The following is a 17,609-nucleotide window of genomic DNA, read 5'->3' as shown; positions in this document are numbered from 1 at the left end:
GGTCGGCTTATCCGTTGGGGGAGCGGTTGCCGTCGGTGTTCGCGGAGGACGAGCTCGCCCAGCGGTTCGTGGCCGGGCTCGACGATCTGTTCGCGCCGCTGCTCGCCGTCCTCGACAACATGGAGGCGTACTTCTCGCCCGCGCTCGCCCCGGCCGACTTCGTCGGCTGGCTCGCCGGGTGGGTCGGCGCCGAGCTGCGGGGCGACGAGCCCGAGGAGCAGGCCCGGGACGCGGTCGCGAAGGCGACGGGCCTGCACCGTCTGCGCGGCACCCGGCACGGTGTCGCGGCGGCCGTCCTGATGGCGTTCGGCGTGGCGCCGGAGATCGTCGAGAGCGGCGGCGCGACCTGGTCGGAACGGCCGCTCGGCGCGTTCCCGGGCGAGGCGGCGCCGCGCCTTGAGGTGATCCTGCGCGTCCCCGACCCGTCCCGGGTGGACGCGCGGCGGCTGGACGCGCTGGTCGGCGCGGTCCGTCCCGCCCACGTCCCCTATGCCGTGCACGTCCTGGAGAAAGGAGCGGCCCAATGACGTCCCCCGGAGGAGTCTGCCCGGACTGCGGGGCCACCGGTCAGGGCGGCTCGTTCTGCGACCGCTGCGGCGCGGTGCTGAACTGGACGCCCGCCCACGGCGTCCCCCTGCCCGCCCCCGACGAGCCGCCGCCCGCGGAACCGCCGCCCCCGCCGCCCGACACGCGGATCGAACGGCCCCTCCCACCGGCCCCGCCGCGCGGCGCCCCCGGTCAACGGCCCGCCAGCCTGCCGCGCCCGCCCGCGGGGCCGCCGGAGGCGGCTCCGCCAGACCGGCGGGTCGCACCGCTGCCGGGGCGGCCGCCCGCGCGGGACGACCGGGCCCGGCGCCTGCTGATCCCGGTGACTCCGGAGACCCCGGCGCAACCCCCTCCCGCGGGCCCGGCGCCCGTGCTGCCGGGACGTCCGGAGGCGGCCCGCCCGCGGATGCGGGCGCGGGGCCCGGAGATGACGGGCGGCGTCCCGTGCCCCTGGTGCGACACGCTGAACCCGCCCGACCGGCACTTCTGCCGCCAGTGCGCGATGCCGCTCGCGGCGGCGGACAAGGACGGGTTCCGCACCCGCACCTGGTGGCAGCGGCTCGTCCACGGCGACCGGAACCGGGAGGTGCCGTGGGCGGGGGAGCGGCCGCGGATAAGGCGCGGGCCCGGCAACCTGCTGACCGCCGCCGTGCTGGTCCTCGCGGGCGTGGCCGTCGTCGGGACGGCGGTCGTGAAGGCCGACGACGTGGCCAACGGCGTCGTGGACCACTTCGTCAAGCGGGCGCCCGCCCCGCCGAACGCGGCGAAGGCGTCGCACACCGACCCGAAGCACGGTCCGCAGCTCGCGGTCGACGGCCTCAGCAACACCTTCTGGGGGACCGGCTTCGGCGGCGGCAGCCAGGGCGTCTTCCTGGAGGCGTCGTTCGTCCAGCCCCGCCGCCTGCTCAACGTGATCATTACCCCGGGTGTCTCGAAGCAGCCGGACCAGTACGCCACCCAGGCCCGCCCGCAGATCCTGGACGCGACGGTCTTCTCGTCCGACGGCATGAGCAGGACGACCGAGCTGCGCCTCGACGACGCTCCCGGCCCGCAGAAGCTCAAGCTGCGCGGGGAGAACGTCGTCCGCGTCCGGCTCACCATCCGTTCCGCCTACGGCGCCGCGCCCAACCGGCAGGTCTGCATAGCGGAGGTCGAGTTCTTCACGCGATCGACCGTCAGGAACCTCTGACAAGGCGAAGCTCCCGGCCGCCGGGGCGCCGGGAGCTTCGCCTTGCGGGAGGGTCAGGAGCAGAGCGCGGTGTCCAGCGTGTCCAGGACGTGCTGGTGCACCTTCATCATCTCGTCCTCCGTCGTCCTGATCGCGCTCGGCAGCGCGGTGACCGCGACTGTGGCGGCCCGCCCGTCCGTGGTGACGCCGTTGCGCGTCTCGTAGCCGTTGATGTCGCCGCCGTGGCCCCACAGGTAGCCGCCGCAGGACAGTGGCGCCTTCATGAGGCCGAGGCCGTACGACGCGCCCGGCGTCTCGCCCGGCGCCGGGACGGTCCGCTTCATCTCCGTCAGCTCCGCCGGGCGGAGCAACCGGCCGCCGAGCAGCGCGCCGAAGAAGCGGTTCAGATCGCGCGGGGTGCTGACGAGCTGCCCCGCCGCCCAGGCCGCGGACGGGTCGAGCCTCGTGATGTCGCGCAGCGGACCGCCGGGCTTGGCCGCGTCGTAGCCCTTCGGGTGCGGTCCGCGGATGCCGCGCTCCCCGACCTGCGGCCAGTACGTGTCGCGCAGCCCGAGCGGCCGGACGATCCGATTGGTGATCTCCTCGCCGATCGGACGTCCCGTCACCTTCTGGACGAGCAGCCCCGCGATCACATAGTTGGTGTTGCTGTACTCCCATTTGGCGCCGGGCGGGAAATCGGCGGGGTGCTGGAGCCCCATGTCGAGCAGTTCGCGCGGTTCCCGGTAGACGTCGCGCGTGTTGAAGGCGTTCGGGTCGAGGTCCTGGGAGTAGTTGGGAATGCCGCTCGTGTGCTGGAGCAGGTTCCGCACTGTGATCTTGTTCGGGTCGATTCCCTTGCCGCGGACGAGGCCCGGCAGGTACTTCTCGATCGGGGCGTCCAGCCCGACCTTCCCTTCGCCCACCAGTTGCAGGACGACCGTCGCCGTGAACGTCTTGGTGTTGCTGGCGATCCGGACATGGCCGTTCACCGGTGGTTTCGCGCCCGTGGCGCGGTCGCCGACGCCCGCGACGTAGTCGGCGGCGCGCCCGTCCCGCCCCCGGACGGCGGCGAGCACGCCAGGGAACCCGTCGCGCACCAGAGCGTCCATCTTCGCCCGAACAGCGGAATTGCCAGGCGCCCCGCCGCCCTTTTCCGTACGGGCCAGAGCGGGCGCGCCCACCGCGACGGTTCCGCCGAACACGGTGAGCGCGGCGAGCAAAACGGGAATCTTCGACTTGATGGGAGAAACCATCGGGAGCTCCTTGCGAGTGGCGTTTTCTCGGATGCACAAAGCATCTCCACTCGCCGCCGCCGGAACGAGACAGCGCGGCCCCAGAAATGGGGTGTAGCCAGCCCCACCATCCGCCCGGTTCAGCTCCGGGAATTGGCCTCCAGATAGCGCAGGACGGCGGTGACGCGCCGGTCCGCGCCACTGGTGGGCTCCAAGCCGAGCTTGGCGAAGATGTTCCGGATGTGCTTGTGCACGGCCCCCTCGGTGACGACGAGGCCCTCCGCGATCGCGGTGTTGCCGAGGCCCTCCGCCATCAGGGCGAGCACGTCCAGCTCGCGCGGCGTCAGCCGCTCCAGCGCGCAGTCGGAGCGGGTGCGGGTGAGCAACTGCGCGACGACCTCGGGGTCGATGGCGGTGCCGCCGCCCGCGACGCGGTACAGCGCGTCCAGGAACTGCTCGACGCGGCCGACGCGCTCCTTGAGCAGGTAGCCGACCCGGCGGGCGCCGCCGTGCAGCAGCTCCGTCGCGAACGCCTGCTCGACGTACGCCGACAGGACGAGCACGGCGAGGTCCGGACGCCGCCGCCGCGCCTCGACCGCCGCCCGGATCCCCTCGTCGGTGTGGGTCGGCGGCATCCGGACGTCGACGATCGCGGTGTCCGGCTCGTGGTCGTCGACGGCCGTGAGGAACGCGTCGGCGGAGTCGGTGGTGGCGACCACGTCCAAGGACTCGGCGCGCAGCAGTAACGCCAGCCCTTCGCGCAGCAGCGGGTCGTCCTCGGCGATCACGATCCGCATGGGAGCTCCACCTCTAAGATCGTCGGCCCACCGGGTGGGCTGGTCAGGACGAGTCGCCCGTCGTGCGCCTCGATCCGGCTGCGGATCCCGGCGATGCCGGAGCCGCGGCGCGCGTCCGCGCCGCCGACGCCGTCGTCCTCGATCCGCAGCCGCAGGCGCGGGCCGTCGCGGCGGACGGTCACCAGCGCGTGCCGCGCCCGGCTGTGCCGGGACACGTTGGTCAGCGCCTCCGCCGTGACGAAGTACGCGGTCGCCTCGACCGACGCCGCGCACCGGCCCGGCATGTCGACGTCCACCTCGCAGGGCACGCCGCAGTTCGCCGCGAGCCCGGTCAGCGCGCCGGTCAGGCCCCGGTCGTCCAGGACGGGCGGCAGGATGCCGCGCACCACCGCGCGCAGCTCGGCCAGCGCCTCCTCGGCCGCCACCTGCGCGCGTTCCAGGATCGCGGGCGCGCTCGCCGGGTCGCGCGCCAGGGCGCGCCGGGTCGCGCCGAGCAGCACGGTCACGCCGACGAGGCGGTTCTGCGCGCCGTCGTGCAGCGAGCGCTCGATCCGCCGCAGCTCCGTCGCGTGCGCGTCCAGCGCGGCGGCCCGGGTCGCCGACAGCTGCGCGACCCGCAGGGACAGGTCGGTGTCGTCGGTGGGCGCGAGGAGCCGCCGTCCCGGCCACGCCTGCAACCGGGCCATCCCCGGGCCGAGCAGGACGAACGCCAGCGCCAGCCCGATCCCGAGGAGGGTGACCGGCAGGGCGTCGGAGAAGTCGCGGACCGTCCAGAACACGCCGGTGGGCTCGCGGTTCTGCGCGGGCAGGAACCGCCACCACAGCGGGTAGGTGATGTCCTGCGCGGACGCGACCGGCATCGTGATGGCGGCCGCGCTGAACAGCAGGCCCGCCGTCCCGTGCCCGAGCACCCAGCACAGCTCGCGGGGGACGGCCGGGTCCGCGAGGGCGGCGCTGAGCCGGGACGGCACCGGCCCCGGCCCGATGATCTCCGGGCCCCAGCGGGACAGCCGGGCCCGCTCCCGGGACGCCACCGCGCGGACGCCGCGCAGCGCGCTCGGCGCGAGCAGCAGCCCGACCCCGGCGAGGCACAGCACCGCGACCGAGGTGACCCACGCCATCGCGACGAACGCCAGCAGCGCGGTGCCGAGCCCGCCGACGAGATGCTCCAGCGCGTCGAGGACGGCGCGGGCGCGGCGCATGACGAGACCATGCCCGGCATACCGGGGAACCGCCGGCTCCGGCCTGCCCGCCACCATCCGCACCCTCCTCGCGCCCCCTGACTTTAAGACGACAAGTCGGAAATCGCCCGAAGGGCGGGGCAGGAGTACAGCCTGCTATACCAACGTGGACGGGAAGGCTGGATCGTTCGCCGCGTTCGTAGTTCCTAGAGTGATTCGCGGCGATCGTCACCCCGTACTCGGAGAAAAAAGATGAATGATCCTCACGGTCGGTCGGAGGCGACCACCCCGGCCGCCGGCGGGGCGTCCCCGAGCGCGCGGAGCAGGGCCGTGCGGCCGGTGCTGTGGGTGCTCCTCGTGTTCTTCGCCGCGGCCGACATGGTCCTGTCGAGGCTCGACGCGAACATGGTCGTCGACACGGCGTTCGGGCTGGCCACGATGGCCTGCGCGACGTGCCTCATCGTCCACCACTACCGGAACCGCCGCGGCTGACCGGGAACGTGCCGGTCAGCCGATGAGGCCGGAGAGGCCCTTCCCGACCAGGACGACCCCGATCACCAGCAGCAGGACGAACATCACCGTGCCGTTGTTCTGCTCCAGCCACGCTCTCAGCGAGTCCAGAGGCCCGCGCATCCGTTCGGCGTCGGTGACGTAGACGGCCACGGGAATCGCGACCGTGCACGCCGCGATGACGGTGAAGACGGCGACCGCGACGACCTCGCCGCCGATGCTCAGCTCGCCCTGCGCGATGGCTATTCCGGCGGCGGCGCACATGACCAGGTTCTTCGGGTTCACCGCCGACAGCAGAACCCCCAGCGACGCGGATCTCACGGGGGTCAGCCTGTCGATCGCCTTCATCCAGGCGGGCAGCTCGGCGGGCGCGCCCGGTCCGGGACGCGCGGTCCACTGCTTGGCGGCCAGCGTCAGCACGAGCACGCCCAGCAGCAGCTTGATCCACGACACCGGCGTCTTGGGCTGCCCGGACGTGTCCGTCATGCCGATCGCGTTCGCGATCACCACCAGCACCGTCGTGGCGACCACGATCCCGGCCACCCACCCGCCGAGGAACCCGAGGCCCGCGTCGCGGGCCCGGGGCGCCAGCAGCATCAGGATCACCGCGATGATCGGGATCGGGCTGATCGCCACCCCGACGGCGAGGGGGAGCAGGTCTCCGATGACCTCGCCCACGGTCAGGGGGTGACGATCGGGAAGTCGGGCTCGGGCGCGTCCATGACGGCCAGCAGCCTGCGCAGCGCCCCCGCGTCACCGGAACTGGTGATGCCTTCCGAGCCTTTCCCCGCTATCAGCGCGAACAACTGCGGACGGGCGAGCGTGAGCGTCAGATCGGCGCCGTCGGGTTCGCCGGTCACCCGCCGATGGATGAGGACGCCGTTGGACAGCATCATCCGGTACCGCTCGCGGGTGTCGCTGAAGTCCCAGTCGATGGTGACGCGCTCGTCCCACGCCTTGGGGCCGTTCACGCGGATCGCCATCGAGTCGAAGACCTGCTCGACCGTCAGCCCGGCGGTCATCCCGCCGGAGATGCTCATCGGGACCGGCTTGATTCCCTCGCGCAGTTCCATCGCCCCGGTCATATAGAAATTGCGCCACGTCCCGTTCTCCGCGCCCCGGCCGAGCCGCTGGTAGACGTCGGCGAGCCCGGACTTGGCGTCGGCGTTGTCCGGGTCGGCGAAAACGACATGGTTGTAAAGGGTCGCGGCGAACCGCAGATCGCCCTGGCCGGCGTAGTCGCGGGCCATCGACATCACCTTGGACGCCCCGCCCATGCATTCCACGTACCGCTTCGCGTTCTCGACCGGCGGATGCTCCCAGAGGTGCGCGGGATTGCCGTCGAACCAGCCCATGTAGCGCTGGTAGATCGCCTTCACGTTGTGGCTCACCGAGCCGTAGTAGCCGCGGGCGTGCCAGGCGTTGGACAGCGCGGGCGGCAGCTCCATCATCTCCGCGACCTCGATGCCGGTGTGGCCCTGGTTGAGCAGGCGGAGCGTCTGATCGTGCAGGTAGGCGTAGAGGTCCCGCTGCTGCGACAGGAAGGCGACGATGGCGTCGCGTCCCCAGATCGGCCAATGGTGGGACGCGAACGCCACATCGCTGGAGTCGGCGAACAGCGTGATCGCCTCGTCCAGGTAGCGCGCCCACACCCGCGCGTCGCGGACGAGCGCACCGCGCAGAGTCAGGATGTTGTGGAGGTTGTGCGTGGCGTTCTCCGCCATGCACAGGGCGCGCCGTTCCGGGAAATGGAAGTTCATCTCCGCCGGGGCTTCGGTTCCCGGCGTCAACTGGAACACGATTCGCACGCCGTCCAGGACTTCCTCCTGCCCGGTGCGGGTGATGTGCGTGTTCGGCGGGATGAGCGAGACGCGCCCCGACGACGCGGTCTGGCCGAGACCGGTGCCGACCATTCCGTCCGGGCCCCGATCCAGCAGGACGCCCGTGTGGTACATGCCCCGGCGGGCCATGGCCGTCCCGGCGTACACGTTCTCCGCGACGGCGTTCTCCACGAATCCGGCGGGCGCGACGATCGGCACCCCGTCGGGATTCCCGGCCTCGATGACGCCTTCCGCGCCGCCGAAATGGTCGACGTGCGAATGGGTGTAGACAAGCCCGGTCACCGGCCGGTCGCCCCGATGCTCCCGGTACAGCCCGAGCGCGGCGGCGGCGGTCTCCACCGACACGAGCGGGTCGATCACGATCACCCCGCGCTCGCCCTCGACCAGCGTCATGTTCGACAGGTCCAGGCCCCGCACCTGGTAGATGCCGTCCGTCACCTCGAAGAGGCCCTGCTTGGCGCACAACTGCGACTGCCGCCAGAGGGACGGGTTCGCCGTGTCGGGGCAGGGGGCGTCGAGGAAGGCGAAGACGTCGTTGTCCCACACGACCCGTCCGCCCGCGTCCCTGACCACCCCCGGCGACAGCGACCCGAGCAGGCCGCGCTCCGCGTTCTCGAAATCCGTCCGGTCCGTGAAGGCGAGATCTCCCATGACGTCCATTTGTCCAGCCCCATACCAACCCAAAGCCCCCTGCTGGCAAAGGCTCTTCGCGCGGACGCAGCGTCACGCCCGCCTGGCGTAGAGGTGGAGGGCGACCGGGGCGAACACGAGCGTGATGGCCGCCGTCGCGGCGAGGGACCACGCGACGGGCGCCGCGCCGCCGGTGCCGTTCATCAGGCCCCGCGCCGCGTCGGCGACATGGCTGATCGGGTTGACCTCGACGAACGCGCGGAGCCAGCCGGGCATTGTCCGGGGCTGGACGAAGATGTTGCTGGCGAACGTCGGCGGCATCAGCACGGCGAGGCCGAGGCTCATGACGGTGGCCGGGTCGCGGACGAGCAGCGCCACCGCGGCCCACAGCCAGGAGAGCGCGAGCCCGAACGCGATGACGAGCGCCACGCCGGCGACCACGCCCGGCACGCCGCCGTCCGGCCGGTACCCGATGGCGACGCCGAGGGCCACCGAGATGGACGCGGCGATCAGGTAGCGCCCGGCGTCCCCGAGCAGGCCGCCGAGGACGAGCGCCCCGCGCCACACGGGCAGCGCGCGGAACCGGTCGAACACGCCGGTGGTCACGTCCTGCGCGAGGCGCGCGCCGCCGTACATGGTGCAGGACACGACGCCCATGACCAGCGTCCCGGGCAGCAGGGTCCGCAGGTACTCGCCCGGCGTCCCGCCGAGCGCGCCGCCGAAGACGTAGGTGAACAGGACCGTGAACACCACCGGGATGGCGACGACGTCCACGAGCTGCTTGGGCTCGTGCTTGATCTTGAGCATGGCCCGCCAGCCGAAGGTCGCCGTCGCGGCGAGCGCTCCGGCGCGGCGGGGCGGCCCGGCGGGGGCGAGCAGGCCGCCGAGCCGGTCGGCCTCCGGCACGTCGCGGGAGTCGGTGACGCTCACGACGCCGCCTCCGCGCGGTCGGCGCCGGCCGGATCGCCGGTGAGGGCGAAGAACACCTCGTGCAGGGTGCCCGCGCCGACCTGGGCCTTGAGCTGGGCGCTCGTCCCCTCGGCCGCGATCCGGCCGTGGTCGACGACCGCGATCCGGTCGGCGAGCCGGTCGGCCTCCTCCAGGTACTGGGTGGTGAGCAGCACCGTGGTCCCGGCCGCCGCGATCCGGCGGACCAGCTCCCACACCTGGATCTGGCTGCGCGGGTCCATGCCGGTGGTGGGCTCGTCCAGGAAGAGGAGGTCGGGGGTGACGATGAGGCTGGCCCCGATGTCGAGGCGGCGGCGCATCCCGCCCGAATAGCCGCGCACCGGACGTCCGGCTGAGCCGGTCAGGTCGAACGCCGTGAGCAACTCGTCCGCCCTCCGCCTGCTCGCGGCCCGCGACAGGCCGCGCAGGCGGCCGAACACCACGAGGTTCTCGTAGCCGGTCAGGTCGTCGTCGAGCGACGCGAACTGGCCCGTCACCGCCACCCTGGACCGGATCTCCCGCCGCCCGTGCAGCACGTCGAACCCCAGGACGCGGGCGGTGCCGCCGTCCGGCCGGACCAGGGTCGCCAGGATCTGGATCGTGGTCGTCTTCCCCGCCCCGTTCGGGCCCAGGAAGCCGAAGACCTGGCCGCGCCGGACGGCGAGGTCGATCCCGTCCAGCGCCCGGGTGTCGCCGTAGACCTTGACCAGGCCGTGTGCCTCGACCGCGAGGCCGTCCCCGTTCTTTGACATGCTGTCAACATTAACAAGCTCTTACATGCTGTCAAGTTTTCACCGCCGGGTATCTTTGCTCCGATGGCCGAGACCCTGGACCCCTCCACGCCCGCGCGCCGCCGCAGGTCCGACGCCCGGCGCAACATCGACGCCATCCTCGACGCGGCCCGCGCCGTGCTCGGGGAGCGTCCGGACGCGAGCATGGTGGAGATCGCGACCGCGGCCGGGGTCACCCGGCAGACCGTCTACGCGCACTTCCCGTCGCGGGACGCGCTCGTCGCGACGCTCGTCGGCAACGCGGCGGCCGAGACCATCGCCGCCTTCGACGCCACGCACCTGGACGCCGTCCCGCCCGCCGACGCGCTCCGCCAGGTCCTCGACATCTGCTGGGAGCTGGTCCGGCGGTACCCGCTGCTGCTCGAACCGGCCCTCACCCGGAACCACCGCGCGGAGGGCGACGCCGTCCACCGCGCCGCCACGGCCCGCCTCGAACGCGTCGTCCTGCGGGGCCAGCGCACCGGTGACTTCGACCGCGGGCTCACCGCGTCCTGGCTCGCCGACGCCGTCCTCGGCCTCACCCACACCGCCGCCGAACAGGTCGCCACCGGCCGCCTGACCACCTCCAGGGCCTCGGCCCTCCTCCTGGAAAGCGCCCTCCGCGTATGCGGCGCGGGTCCGGCCGAGTAAGGCGGGAATGCGGTAATGCCACGCCGAACAAGGGCCGGTCGTGCAATTCTTCCGGCCCTTGTTCGGCGTGGTCAATGATCTTCAGTAGGCAGTGGGATCAGTCCCAGTTGATGGCTTCCTGGGTCAGGAGTTCGCGGCCCTCGTAGACGGAGACGACGGCGTTCGTGCCGCGGCCGTCGGGGGACGGCGTGAGGTCGAGGCCCTGCCACTGGTCGCCGGCGGCGACGTTCGCCGCCGAGGTGACATGGCGTCCCGTGACGTAGTCGATGACCACCCTCACCTGGCTGTCGGCCGAGCAGCGGACGGACCAGCCGTCCGCGGCGATGCCGTCCGGGCCCAGGTCGCGGACGGTCACCTCGTCCGCGAACAGCCTGGCCTCGCACGACGCGTTGGCCTTGGCGGGAGCGGGCTTGCCGGGAGCGGCCAGGGCGGGGGCGGCCACCGGTCCCGTCGCCAGGGCGGCGACGACCAGGGAAGCTCCCGCCAGGATTGCTTTGCGCATCACACTCTCCTTTTGCGCAGGATGTTCTTGCATATTCACCATTCCATCCCGGTGGTGGGGAGGTAAGCCTCGGAAAGGCAGCCCGAAGGGCAACGATCAGTGCCCGCGGAGCGCCGGGTGCCTTGATATTCGGGCTTGTCGGCCGAATGGCTGAATTGTCAAGCCCGGTGAGGGGTGGATATGCCCACCCACTGGCGATAAGCGTCCATGTCCACGTTGCCGCCGCACACGATGGCGGCCACGTGCCGTCCGGCGAAGCGGTCGCGGTCTTCGAGGACCGCCGCGACGCCGAGCGCGGCGGACGGCTCGACCACGAGCCCCGCGTGGTCGAGGAGCAGCCGCATGCCGGCGACGATCGACGCCTCCTCGACCAGGACGGCGTCGTCGGCGACGAGGAGGAGATCGTCCAGGACGGCGGCGATGGGGCGACGACCGGCGACGCCGTCCGCGATCGTGTCGGTCGAGTCGGTGGTGACGACGCGCCGCCCGCGCCACGACAGCGTCATCGCGGGCGCCCCCGCCGGCTGGACGCAGATCACCTCGACGTCCGGCGCCAGCGCCTTCAGCACGTGGCCGACGCCGGTGGCCATCGCCCCGCCGCCGAGCGCGATCAGGACGGCGTCGAACCGCGGGACGGCGTCCACCAGCTCAAGGCCGATGGTCGCCGCGCCCTCGCAGGTCTCGATGTCCAGGCTGTCCTCGACCAGCCGGACGCCGTCGTGCCGCGCGATGGCCGCCGCCCGCTCGCGGGCGAGGTCGAAGTCGCCGTCCACCAGCTCCAGCGTCGCGTCCAGCGCGCGGATGCGGTCGAGCTTGGCGGCGGGCGCGAACCGGGATGCGACGACGGTGACGTCCAGCCCGCGCTTGCGTCCCGACCAGGCGAGGGCCTGGCCGAGGTTGCCCGCGCTGGCGCACACCGCCGCCTGTCGATCGCCCTCGGCGAGCAGGCTTGAGACGAGCTCGGTGCCGCGGCCCTTGAAGCTCCGGACCGGGTTCGCCGTTTCGAGCTTGACGCTCACCGCGCAGCCGAGGACGGGCTCCAGCGCCTCGCAGCGGTAGAGCGGGGAGTCGAGGAAGAGCGGGTCGATCATCCGGCGGGCCGCCCGGATCCGGGCGAGGTCGAGGCGCGTCTGCGGCACGGTACGGCAGCGTAGCGACGATTCCTTGACACGCTCCAACCGTAAGCCGTAGCTTACGGTTCGTGGATGCTTACCGAAGCGGTTCCGGCTGGGCGGCGCTGGGCGATCCCACCCGGCGTGCCATCGTGGTCTGCCTGGCCGAGCGGCCGCAGGCCGTCGGCCAGCTGGCGGAGCGGTTGCCGATCAGCAGGCCGGCGGTGTCCCAGCATCTGAAGGTCCTGAAGGACGCCGGGCTGGTCACCGACCGCGCCGAGGGGACGCGGCGGGTGTACCGGCTGAACCCGGCGGGCCTCGCGGCGCTGCGCGACCAGCTCGAGACGTTCTGGGACCGCGCGCTGACCGGCTACCAGGACGTCGTCGACCGACCCACCGAGGAGTGATCATGACTCAGGCAGCGGACGTGGTGGTCCGCCGGAAGATCGTCGTGGACGCGACGATCGAGCGGGCCTTCGAGATATTCACCGCGCGCTTCGGCGACTTCAAGCCGCCCGAGCACAACCTGCTCGGCGCGCCGATCGCCGAGACCGTGTTCGAGCCGAAGGTCGGCGGACACATCTACGACCGGGGCGAGGACGGGGCCGAGTGCCGGTGGGCGCGCGTCCTCGCCTACGACCCGCCGGACCGCGTGGTGTTCAGCTGGGACATCAGCCCGCAGTGGCAGGTCGAGACAGAGCCGGACAACACGAGCGAGGTCGAGGTCCGGTTCGTCGCCGAGACCCCCGAGCGCACCCGCGTGGAGCTGGAGCACCGCCACCTCGACCGGCACGGGCCCGGCTGGGAGTCGGTTCGCGACGGCGTCGAGAACGACGGGGGCTGGCCGCTCTACCTGGACCGGTACGCCGCCCTCGTCGCCAAGTCCGGCTGAGCCGGAGGCTACGGCCTTCCGTTGTTCGCGGGGAGGCCGGGCTCGTCCGGGCGGGGAGGCGGCTCCTCTGCCGGGACGAGCCCGGCCTCGTGGGCGAAGATCGCCGCCTGCACGCGGTTGGCCAGGCCGAGCTTGGTCAGCACGCGGTTGACGCGGCTCTTCACGTTGGCCTCCGTCAGGCCGAGTTCCACGGCGATCTGCGCGTTCGACAGACCCCGCGCCACCTGGACGAGTACCTGGATCTCCCGCTCGCTGAGCCTGCCGAGCGGGCGGTTCGGCGTGAGGCGGGAGCGTCCGTCCGCGATGCCGGGAGGCAGTGCCGAGAAGGTGTCGATGAGCCGCCTCGTGACGCTCGGGGCGAGCATCGACTCGCCGTCCGCGATGACGCGGATGGCGTGGGCGAGCTGGTCCGGCGGGCTGTTCTTCAGCAGGAAGCCCGCCGCGCCCGCGCGAAGCGCCGCGTGCACGTACTCGTCCAGGTCGAACGTCGTGAGGATCAGGACGCGCGGCGGTGGCTCCGGATGCTGCCAGTCGGCGAGGATCTGACGTGTCGCTTCGACGCCGGTCATGCCAGGCATGCGGACGTCCATGACCACGACGTCGGGGCGCAGCCTCCGCGCCTCCGCGATGCCCCTTTCCCCGTCGGCCGCGTCGCCTACGACGTGCAGGCCGTCCCGCCGGTCGATGACGGCGCGCAACGCGGCCCGGACCATGTCCTGGTCGTCGACGACGAGGACGCGGACGGTCACGGCCGCCCGCCGATCGGGAGCGTGGCCCGGACGCTCCATCCGCCGTCCGGGATCGGCCCGGCCTCCAGCGTGCCGCCGAACGCGGCGGCGCGCTCCCGGACGCCGATCAGCCCGAGGCCGGAGCCGGGGACGGGCCGGTGCCCGTCCGGCGGCGGCCCGTTCTCGACCTGGACGACCAGCGCCCCCGCCTCGACCCGCATCTCGATCCGGACGTCGGTCGGCCCGGCGTGTTTCATCGCGTTCGTCACGCATTCCCGGACGATCCGGTACGCCGACAGTTGGACGGCGGCCGGTGCGCCGCCGACCGCCGCCTCGTCCAGGACCGCCTTCACACGGCAGCCCGCCGCCTCCGCCGTCCGGACGAGGTCGTCCAGCACGCGCGGGGACGGCTCGGGCCGGAGTTCCTCCTCCCGCGCGGAGAGCAGGCCGAGGATGCGGCGCATCTCCTCCAGCGCGACGTCGGCCGTGTCCGCGATCAGCGCGACGCCCCGGCGGGCGACGCGCGGGTCGTCCTGGATCACCTCCTCGGTGGAGCGGGCCTGCACGGCGATGGCGCACACGTGGTGCGCGACGACGTCGTGCAGGTCGCGGGCGATGCGCGCCCGCTCGGTGAGCACCGCGCGTTCGGCGTTCTCCGCCCGCTCGGCGCGCAGGAGGTCGTTGAGCCGCGTGAGCCGGGCGGTGTCGGCGTCGATCCGGCGGCGGCCCGCGCCGACGAGCCAGGCGACGGCGAAGAACACGGCGAACGTCGTCGCGTTGACCGGTTCCAGCGACCACAGGCGCGGCGCCGCGTCCTGCCGGGTGAGCAGCTCAGTCGCGATGACGACGGTCGCTGCTAGCACCGTCCAACCCAGGCTGGACGAATACCGGACGCAGCGGGCCACCGTGTATACGGCGAACACGAGGAAATAGGGGCCCGGCGTGGTGTGCGGAATGGCGTGCGCCGCCTCGAACGCGACGAACGCGGCGGTCATCGCCGCCAGCACCGCCAGTGGACGGGTGCGTCGCCAGACGAGCGGAAGGCTCTGCGCTCCCCACAGCGCGACGGCCGCCGCGCCCGGCGGCGGCTCCCGGACCAGGATCGCCGCGACGTCGAACGCGGTCAGGCCGCCGCCGAGCAGGGCGTCGGCGAGCCTCGGCCGGTCCGCGAGGCGCCGCCGCGCGTCCCGCAGGACGGCCGCCGTCCGGGCTGTCGTCATTGCCGCAGGCTATTCGGCGAAAGGGCGCCGATGATCCTCCTCGGGGACGCATCGAAGGTTGCCCCGGCCATTTCAGAACCGTCTTCCGGGCCGACGCCGTGTCCCATCACGCTCTCTTAGCGTCTCCATCTGACCGATGCGAGAACCAGGACCCGAAGGGTTTGGACAGCGAATGAGAACGATGACCGGGGCCCGAATGCGACTTTTCGCGCTGGCCGCCGCGGCCTTGACAGCCGCCGCGGCGCCCGTGACCTGGGCCGTGAAAGCCCAGGCGGAGACACCTGAACGTGTAGTCGTCACGGCGTCGGACGCGCGTGCGGCGCGGGGGACGATCGTCTCAGCCGAGGCCGTCGCCGGTATGACGCGGGACGAGGTCGTCCAATACCTGGCGCAGGCGGGCGCGGACACCGCCGGAGCGCGCCACGGCCTGGACGCCTACCGGATCGTCTACCGCACCATCGCGCCCGACAAGCGGCCGACCACCGCCGGCGGACTGGTGGTGCTGCCCCGCGACGGCAGCCGCGACCTGCGGGTCGTCGCGTACGAGCACGGGACGATGATCTCCAAGGCGCAGGCGCCGTCCGTCCAGCCGCAGCAGCGGGCGGACGCGTTCCTCTTCGGGTCGGCCGGTTACGCCGCCGTGGCGCCCGACTACCTCGGTCTCGGGCTCGGGCCCGGCCGCCATCCGTACGGGGACGTGTCGTCCGAGGTCACCGCGTCGGCGGACCTGCTTCGGGCTGCCCGGACGTTCGCCGCGAAGCAGCAGCGGCGCCTTCGCTCCCGCGTGCTGGTCTCAGGGTTCTCGCAGGGTGGCGCGGCGGCGATGGGGCTGGCGCGGGCGCTCCAGCGCGGGCAGGTTCCGTACTACCGGCTGGCGGCCGTCGCGCCGATCAGTGGCGCGTACGACGTGCAGAACGCGGAAATTCCGGCGGCACTGTCAGGCGATTCGCTGGATCCGAGGCGGGCCACGCTCTATTTCGCCTATTCGCTGACCGCGCTGAACCGGATCCACCACTTCTACGAGCAGCCGTCCGAGGTGTTCAACGAGCCGTACGCCGGGATCGTGGAGGACCTGTTCGACGGCGAGCACACCGACCGCGACGTGGCGATGGCACTTCCGGCGACGCCGCAGGAACTGCTCACTCCGCGGTTCATCGCGTGGGCGTCCGAGCCGACGGGGAATCTGCTGAACGCCCTTCGCTCCAATGACACCACCTGCACCGATTGGAAGCCGCGGGTGCCCGTCCGGCTTTACGCCGCGACCGGTGACAAGGACGTGAGCATCCTCAACGCCAAGCACTGCGTCGCGGCTCTTCGCGCCAACGGCGTTGAGGCGCCGCTGACCGACTTCGGGGACGTGCCGCATGGGGCGTCCAAGCGCGCCGCGCTTCCCGAGATCCTGACCTGGTTCGACGGCCTCAAGCCCTGACGAATTCCGGGCAAATTCAGGGTGTTCAGGCTTCGCGGGCGAAGGACGCGCAGTCCGGGCACTCGTCGAGATACCGATGCCGGCATTCGACGGTGTGCCGCAGAAATGAAATCGCCCGCCGCCGATGGACGACCTCCGTTTCGAGCGCCTCGATCTTCGCCTTCACGACCGCCTGCGCCGTGGCCTTCTTCGGCGACATGGCGGCCGTGATCTCGGGCAGCGAGAGCCCCACCCGCCGCAGTTTCAGGACGGTGCGCGCCTGCTCCAGCGCATGGTCGTCGTAACTGCGGTATCCGCTGGCGTCGCGGGGCACGGCGAGCGCGCCCACGTCCTCCCAGTGCCGGAGGACGTGGGCTTCGACGCCGAGCTCCGCGGCGGCCTGTCCGATCGTCCTGCCGATCGTTCTCGTCACGCGCGCCTTGCCTTCATGTCGACCTGAACCCCTACCGTTCCGATCATGCCCGACACTCACCTCACCGGCACCCGTCGCCGTCCATCGATCCTGGTCACGGGCGCGAGCGGCAACCTCGGCCGCGAAGTCGCCGCCCGGCTCCTCGGCCGCGGCGCGCAGGTCCGGACGCTGGAGCGGCGGCGGAGCAGCCCTCGTCCCGGAGCCGAGCCGGTGGTGGGCGACCTCACGGATCCGGCCGTTCTCCGCGAGGCGCTCATCGGGATCGACGCCGTCTTCCTCATCTGGCCGCTGCTCGACTCCGCTCCGGCGCGTCCGCTGGTCGCGGAACTGCGAACGGCGCGCGTCGTCTACGTGTCCTCGGCCGCCGTCGACGATCTCGCCGATCGCCAGAGCGACCCCATCGTCCAGGTGCACGCGGACATGGAGGCCCTGCTCCGCGACGGCGGCGTCCGTCCCGTGGTGCTGCGCAGCGACACGCTGGCCTCCAACACCCGTGGCTGGACGGCGCAGTTGCGGGCGGGCGACGTCGTGTCGGGCCCGGACATGGCGCCCACGCCGGTCGTGGACGAGCGCGACGTCGCCGACGCCGCCGTGTCCGTGCTGCTCGCGCCGCATGGCGAACCAGACCAAGGCCCGTACGTGCTGACCGGGCCCGAGGCGCTGAGCCGCGCCGACATGGTCGCCCGCCTCGGTGCCGCCCTCGGCCGCCCGCTGAGATTCGAGCCGGTCCCCGCCGACCTCGCGCGAGCGCGGATGCTCGCGGACGGCCGTCCGGAACCCTTGGTCGAGGCGCTGATCGCCGCCGCCGTGTCGCGGCCGCCGTCGTCCCGCGTCAGCGGCGACGTCGAACGCCTCACCGGCCGTTCGCCCGGCACGTTCGCCGGATGGGCCGCCGACCACGCCGCCGAATTCAACCGGCCGGACGAAACCTGAATCAACGTCCCGCGTGGAATCGAATTTCCAAGACCCGCACGCTCTGACGAGCCGGGATTGAGCTGCGGTTTCAGAGCCTACTTGACCGCGATTCACGGCAATCGACA

At 72.3% G+C, this 17,609-nt stretch carries 20 protein-coding genes; 8 read left to right on the top strand and 12 right to left on the bottom strand.

What is annotated here, in order from left to right; genetic code table 11:
• The first annotated feature begins 14 nt into the window (after window positions 1-14).
• Together FXF65_RS16485 and FXF65_RS16480 are read left to right on the top strand one after the other, a co-directional pair.
• Window positions 15-527 (top strand): phage tail protein, encoded by a 513-nt coding sequence (locus FXF65_RS16485; RefSeq protein WP_222868597.1) that lies wholly within the window; start codon window positions 15-17, stop codon window positions 525-527.
• Entirely contained in the window at window positions 524-1,735 is a 1,212-nt protein-coding gene (locus FXF65_RS16480) for an NADase-type glycan-binding domain-containing protein (protein ID WP_148350838.1), read from the top strand. Before FXF65_RS16485 ends, FXF65_RS16480 begins: the two co-directional genes overlap by 4 nt.
• Window positions 1,736-1,788: 53 nt before the next feature.
• On the opposite strand, the gene FXF65_RS16475 is transcribed toward FXF65_RS16480, so the two are convergent.
• From FXF65_RS16475 to FXF65_RS16465, 3 genes are all read right to left on the bottom strand, one after another.
• Window positions 1,789-2,967, bottom strand: a complete 1,179-nt coding sequence (locus FXF65_RS16475; RefSeq protein ID WP_148350837.1) for a serine hydrolase domain-containing protein — start codon at window positions 2,965-2,967, stop codon at window positions 1,789-1,791.
• Window positions 2,968-3,086: 119 nt separating this feature from the next.
• The gene (locus FXF65_RS16470) at window positions 3,087-3,743 is read right to left on the bottom strand and encodes a response regulator (protein WP_148350836.1); all 657 of its coding nucleotides are present in this window, start codon (window positions 3,741-3,743) and stop codon (window positions 3,087-3,089) included.
• A complete protein-coding gene (locus FXF65_RS16465; RefSeq protein ID WP_222868596.1) occupies window positions 3,731-4,945 on the bottom strand; it encodes a sensor histidine kinase in 1,215 nt (404 codons plus the stop codon). The genes FXF65_RS16470 and FXF65_RS16465 overlap by 13 nt, the downstream gene beginning before the upstream one ends.
• A 231-nt stretch (window positions 4,946-5,176) precedes the next feature.
• Here FXF65_RS16465 and FXF65_RS16460 point away from each other — a divergent pair, with 231 nt between their 5' ends.
• A complete protein-coding gene (locus FXF65_RS16460) occupies window positions 5,177-5,416 on the top strand; it encodes a hypothetical protein (protein ID WP_148350834.1) in 240 nt (79 codons plus the stop codon).
• A gap of 15 nt (window positions 5,417-5,431) precedes the next feature.
• On the opposite strand, the gene FXF65_RS16455 is transcribed toward FXF65_RS16460, so the two are convergent.
• From FXF65_RS16455 to FXF65_RS16440, 4 genes are all read right to left on the bottom strand, one after another.
• Window positions 5,432-6,112, bottom strand: coding sequence for a GAP family protein (locus FXF65_RS16455; protein ID WP_148350833.1), 681 nt, complete (start codon window positions 6,110-6,112; stop codon window positions 5,432-5,434).
• Between the two features lie 2 nt (window positions 6,113-6,114).
• Entirely contained in the window at window positions 6,115-7,926 is a 1,812-nt protein-coding gene (locus FXF65_RS16450) for an alkyl/aryl-sulfatase (RefSeq protein ID WP_148351102.1), read from the bottom strand.
• Window positions 7,927-7,998: 72 nt separating this feature from the next.
• Window positions 7,999-8,835, bottom strand: a complete 837-nt coding sequence (locus tag FXF65_RS16445) for an ABC transporter permease (RefSeq protein WP_222868595.1) — start codon at window positions 8,833-8,835, stop codon at window positions 7,999-8,001.
• Window positions 8,832-9,605 (bottom strand): ABC transporter ATP-binding protein, encoded by a 774-nt coding sequence (locus FXF65_RS16440; RefSeq protein ID WP_148350832.1) that lies wholly within the window; start codon window positions 9,603-9,605, stop codon window positions 8,832-8,834. The genes FXF65_RS16445 and FXF65_RS16440 overlap by 4 nt, the downstream gene beginning before the upstream one ends.
• A 63-nt stretch (window positions 9,606-9,668) precedes the next feature.
• Here FXF65_RS16440 and FXF65_RS16435 point away from each other — a divergent pair, with 63 nt between their 5' ends.
• Entirely contained in the window at window positions 9,669-10,274 is a 606-nt protein-coding gene (locus FXF65_RS16435) for a TetR/AcrR family transcriptional regulator (protein WP_148350831.1), read from the top strand.
• Window positions 10,275-10,371: 97 nt separating this feature from the next.
• Here FXF65_RS16435 and FXF65_RS16430 read toward each other — a convergent pair whose 3' ends face one another.
• Window positions 10,372-10,776, bottom strand: a complete 405-nt coding sequence (locus FXF65_RS16430) for a hypothetical protein (RefSeq protein ID WP_148350830.1) — start codon at window positions 10,774-10,776, stop codon at window positions 10,372-10,374.
• Window positions 10,777-10,934: 158 nt separating this feature from the next.
• Window positions 10,935-11,915 (bottom strand): threonine ammonia-lyase, encoded by a 981-nt coding sequence (locus FXF65_RS16425; RefSeq protein WP_148350829.1) that lies wholly within the window; start codon window positions 11,913-11,915, stop codon window positions 10,935-10,937.
• A 62-nt stretch (window positions 11,916-11,977) separates the two neighbouring features.
• Between FXF65_RS16425 and FXF65_RS16420 the strand changes: the two genes are divergently transcribed.
• Together FXF65_RS16420 and FXF65_RS16415 are read left to right on the top strand one after the other, a co-directional pair.
• Window positions 11,978-12,295: an ArsR/SmtB family transcription factor gene (locus FXF65_RS16420; RefSeq protein WP_222868594.1), complete on the top strand. Its 318-nt coding sequence runs from the start codon at window positions 11,978-11,980 to the stop codon at window positions 12,293-12,295.
• A gap of 2 nt (window positions 12,296-12,297) precedes the next feature.
• Entirely contained in the window at window positions 12,298-12,780 is a 483-nt protein-coding gene (locus FXF65_RS16415; RefSeq protein ID WP_148350828.1) for an SRPBCC family protein, read from the top strand.
• 8 nt (window positions 12,781-12,788) lie between these two features.
• Here the strand turns inward: FXF65_RS16415 and FXF65_RS16410 are convergent, their stop codons facing one another.
• Together FXF65_RS16410 and FXF65_RS16405 are read right to left on the bottom strand one after the other, a co-directional pair.
• Window positions 12,789-13,568, bottom strand: a complete 780-nt coding sequence (locus tag FXF65_RS16410) for a response regulator transcription factor (RefSeq protein WP_246198803.1) — start codon at window positions 13,566-13,568, stop codon at window positions 12,789-12,791.
• Entirely contained in the window at window positions 13,526-14,728 is a 1,203-nt protein-coding gene (locus FXF65_RS16405) for a sensor histidine kinase (protein ID WP_148350827.1), read from the bottom strand. Before FXF65_RS16405 ends, FXF65_RS16410 begins: the two co-directional genes overlap by 43 nt.
• A gap of 181 nt (window positions 14,729-14,909) precedes the next feature.
• Between FXF65_RS16405 and FXF65_RS16400 the strand changes: the two genes are divergently transcribed.
• Window positions 14,910-16,157 carry an alpha/beta hydrolase family protein gene (locus FXF65_RS16400; protein ID WP_222868593.1) on the top strand — a complete coding sequence of 416 codons (1,248 nt, stop codon included), beginning with the start codon at window positions 14,910-14,912 and terminating at the stop codon, window positions 16,155-16,157.
• A 25-nt stretch (window positions 16,158-16,182) separates the two neighbouring features.
• Here FXF65_RS16400 and FXF65_RS16395 read toward each other — a convergent pair whose 3' ends face one another.
• Window positions 16,183-16,569: a MerR family transcriptional regulator gene (locus tag FXF65_RS16395; RefSeq protein WP_222868592.1), complete on the bottom strand. Its 387-nt coding sequence runs from the start codon at window positions 16,567-16,569 to the stop codon at window positions 16,183-16,185.
• 45 nt (window positions 16,570-16,614) lie between these two features.
• On the opposite strand from FXF65_RS16395, the gene FXF65_RS16390 reads away from it, so the two are divergent.
• Entirely contained in the window at window positions 16,615-17,502 is an 888-nt protein-coding gene (locus tag FXF65_RS16390; protein ID WP_148350825.1) for an NAD(P)H-binding protein, read from the top strand.
• The last annotated feature ends 107 nt before the right edge of the window (window positions 17,503-17,609 follow it).

This window comes from Actinomadura syzygii (genome assembly GCF_008085905.1).
GTDB classification, from domain to species: domain Bacteria; phylum Actinomycetota; class Actinomycetes; order Streptosporangiales; family Streptosporangiaceae; genus Spirillospora; species Spirillospora syzygii.
Note: the sequence above shows the minus strand (reverse complement) of the source record. Positions and strands in the feature narration are given on the sequence as shown.

Excerpts from the sequence above, each read along its gene's own strand:
- FXF65_RS16405 (WP_148350827.1), bottom strand. The coding sequence starts at position 14,728 with ATGACGACAGCCCGGACGGCGGCCGTCCTGCGGGACGCGCGGCGGCGC.
- FXF65_RS16475 (WP_148350837.1), bottom strand. The coding sequence starts at position 2,967 with ATGGTTTCTCCCATCAAGTCGAAGATTCCCGTTTTGCTCGCCGCGCTC.
- FXF65_RS16410 (WP_246198803.1), bottom strand. The coding sequence starts at position 13,568 with ATGGAGCGTCCGGGCCACGCTCCCGATCGGCGGGCGGCCGTGACCGTC.
- FXF65_RS16450 (WP_148351102.1), bottom strand. The coding sequence starts at position 7,926 with ATGGGAGATCTCGCCTTCACGGACCGGACGGATTTCGAGAACGCGGAG.
- FXF65_RS16435 (WP_148350831.1), top strand. The coding sequence starts at position 9,669 with ATGGCCGAGACCCTGGACCCCTCCACGCCCGCGCGCCGCCGCAGGTCC.
- FXF65_RS16470 (WP_148350836.1), bottom strand. The coding sequence starts at position 3,743 with ATGCGGATCGTGATCGCCGAGGACGACCCGCTGCTGCGCGAAGGGCTG.
- FXF65_RS16390 (WP_148350825.1), top strand. The coding sequence starts at position 16,615 with ATGCCCGACACTCACCTCACCGGCACCCGTCGCCGTCCATCGATCCTG.
- FXF65_RS16460 (WP_148350834.1), top strand. The coding sequence starts at position 5,177 with ATGAATGATCCTCACGGTCGGTCGGAGGCGACCACCCCGGCCGCCGGC.
- FXF65_RS16465 (WP_222868596.1), bottom strand. The coding sequence starts at position 4,945 with ATGCGCCGCGCCCGCGCCGTCCTCGACGCGCTGGAGCATCTCGTCGGC.
- FXF65_RS16415 (WP_148350828.1), top strand. The coding sequence starts at position 12,298 with ATGACTCAGGCAGCGGACGTGGTGGTCCGCCGGAAGATCGTCGTGGAC.
- FXF65_RS16400 (WP_222868593.1), top strand. The coding sequence starts at position 14,910 with ATGACCGGGGCCCGAATGCGACTTTTCGCGCTGGCCGCCGCGGCCTTG.
- FXF65_RS16430 (WP_148350830.1), bottom strand. The coding sequence starts at position 10,776 with ATGCGCAAAGCAATCCTGGCGGGAGCTTCCCTGGTCGTCGCCGCCCTG.
- FXF65_RS16480 (WP_148350838.1), top strand. The coding sequence starts at position 524 with ATGACGTCCCCCGGAGGAGTCTGCCCGGACTGCGGGGCCACCGGTCAG.
- FXF65_RS16440 (WP_148350832.1), bottom strand. The coding sequence starts at position 9,605 with ATGTCAAAGAACGGGGACGGCCTCGCGGTCGAGGCACACGGCCTGGTC.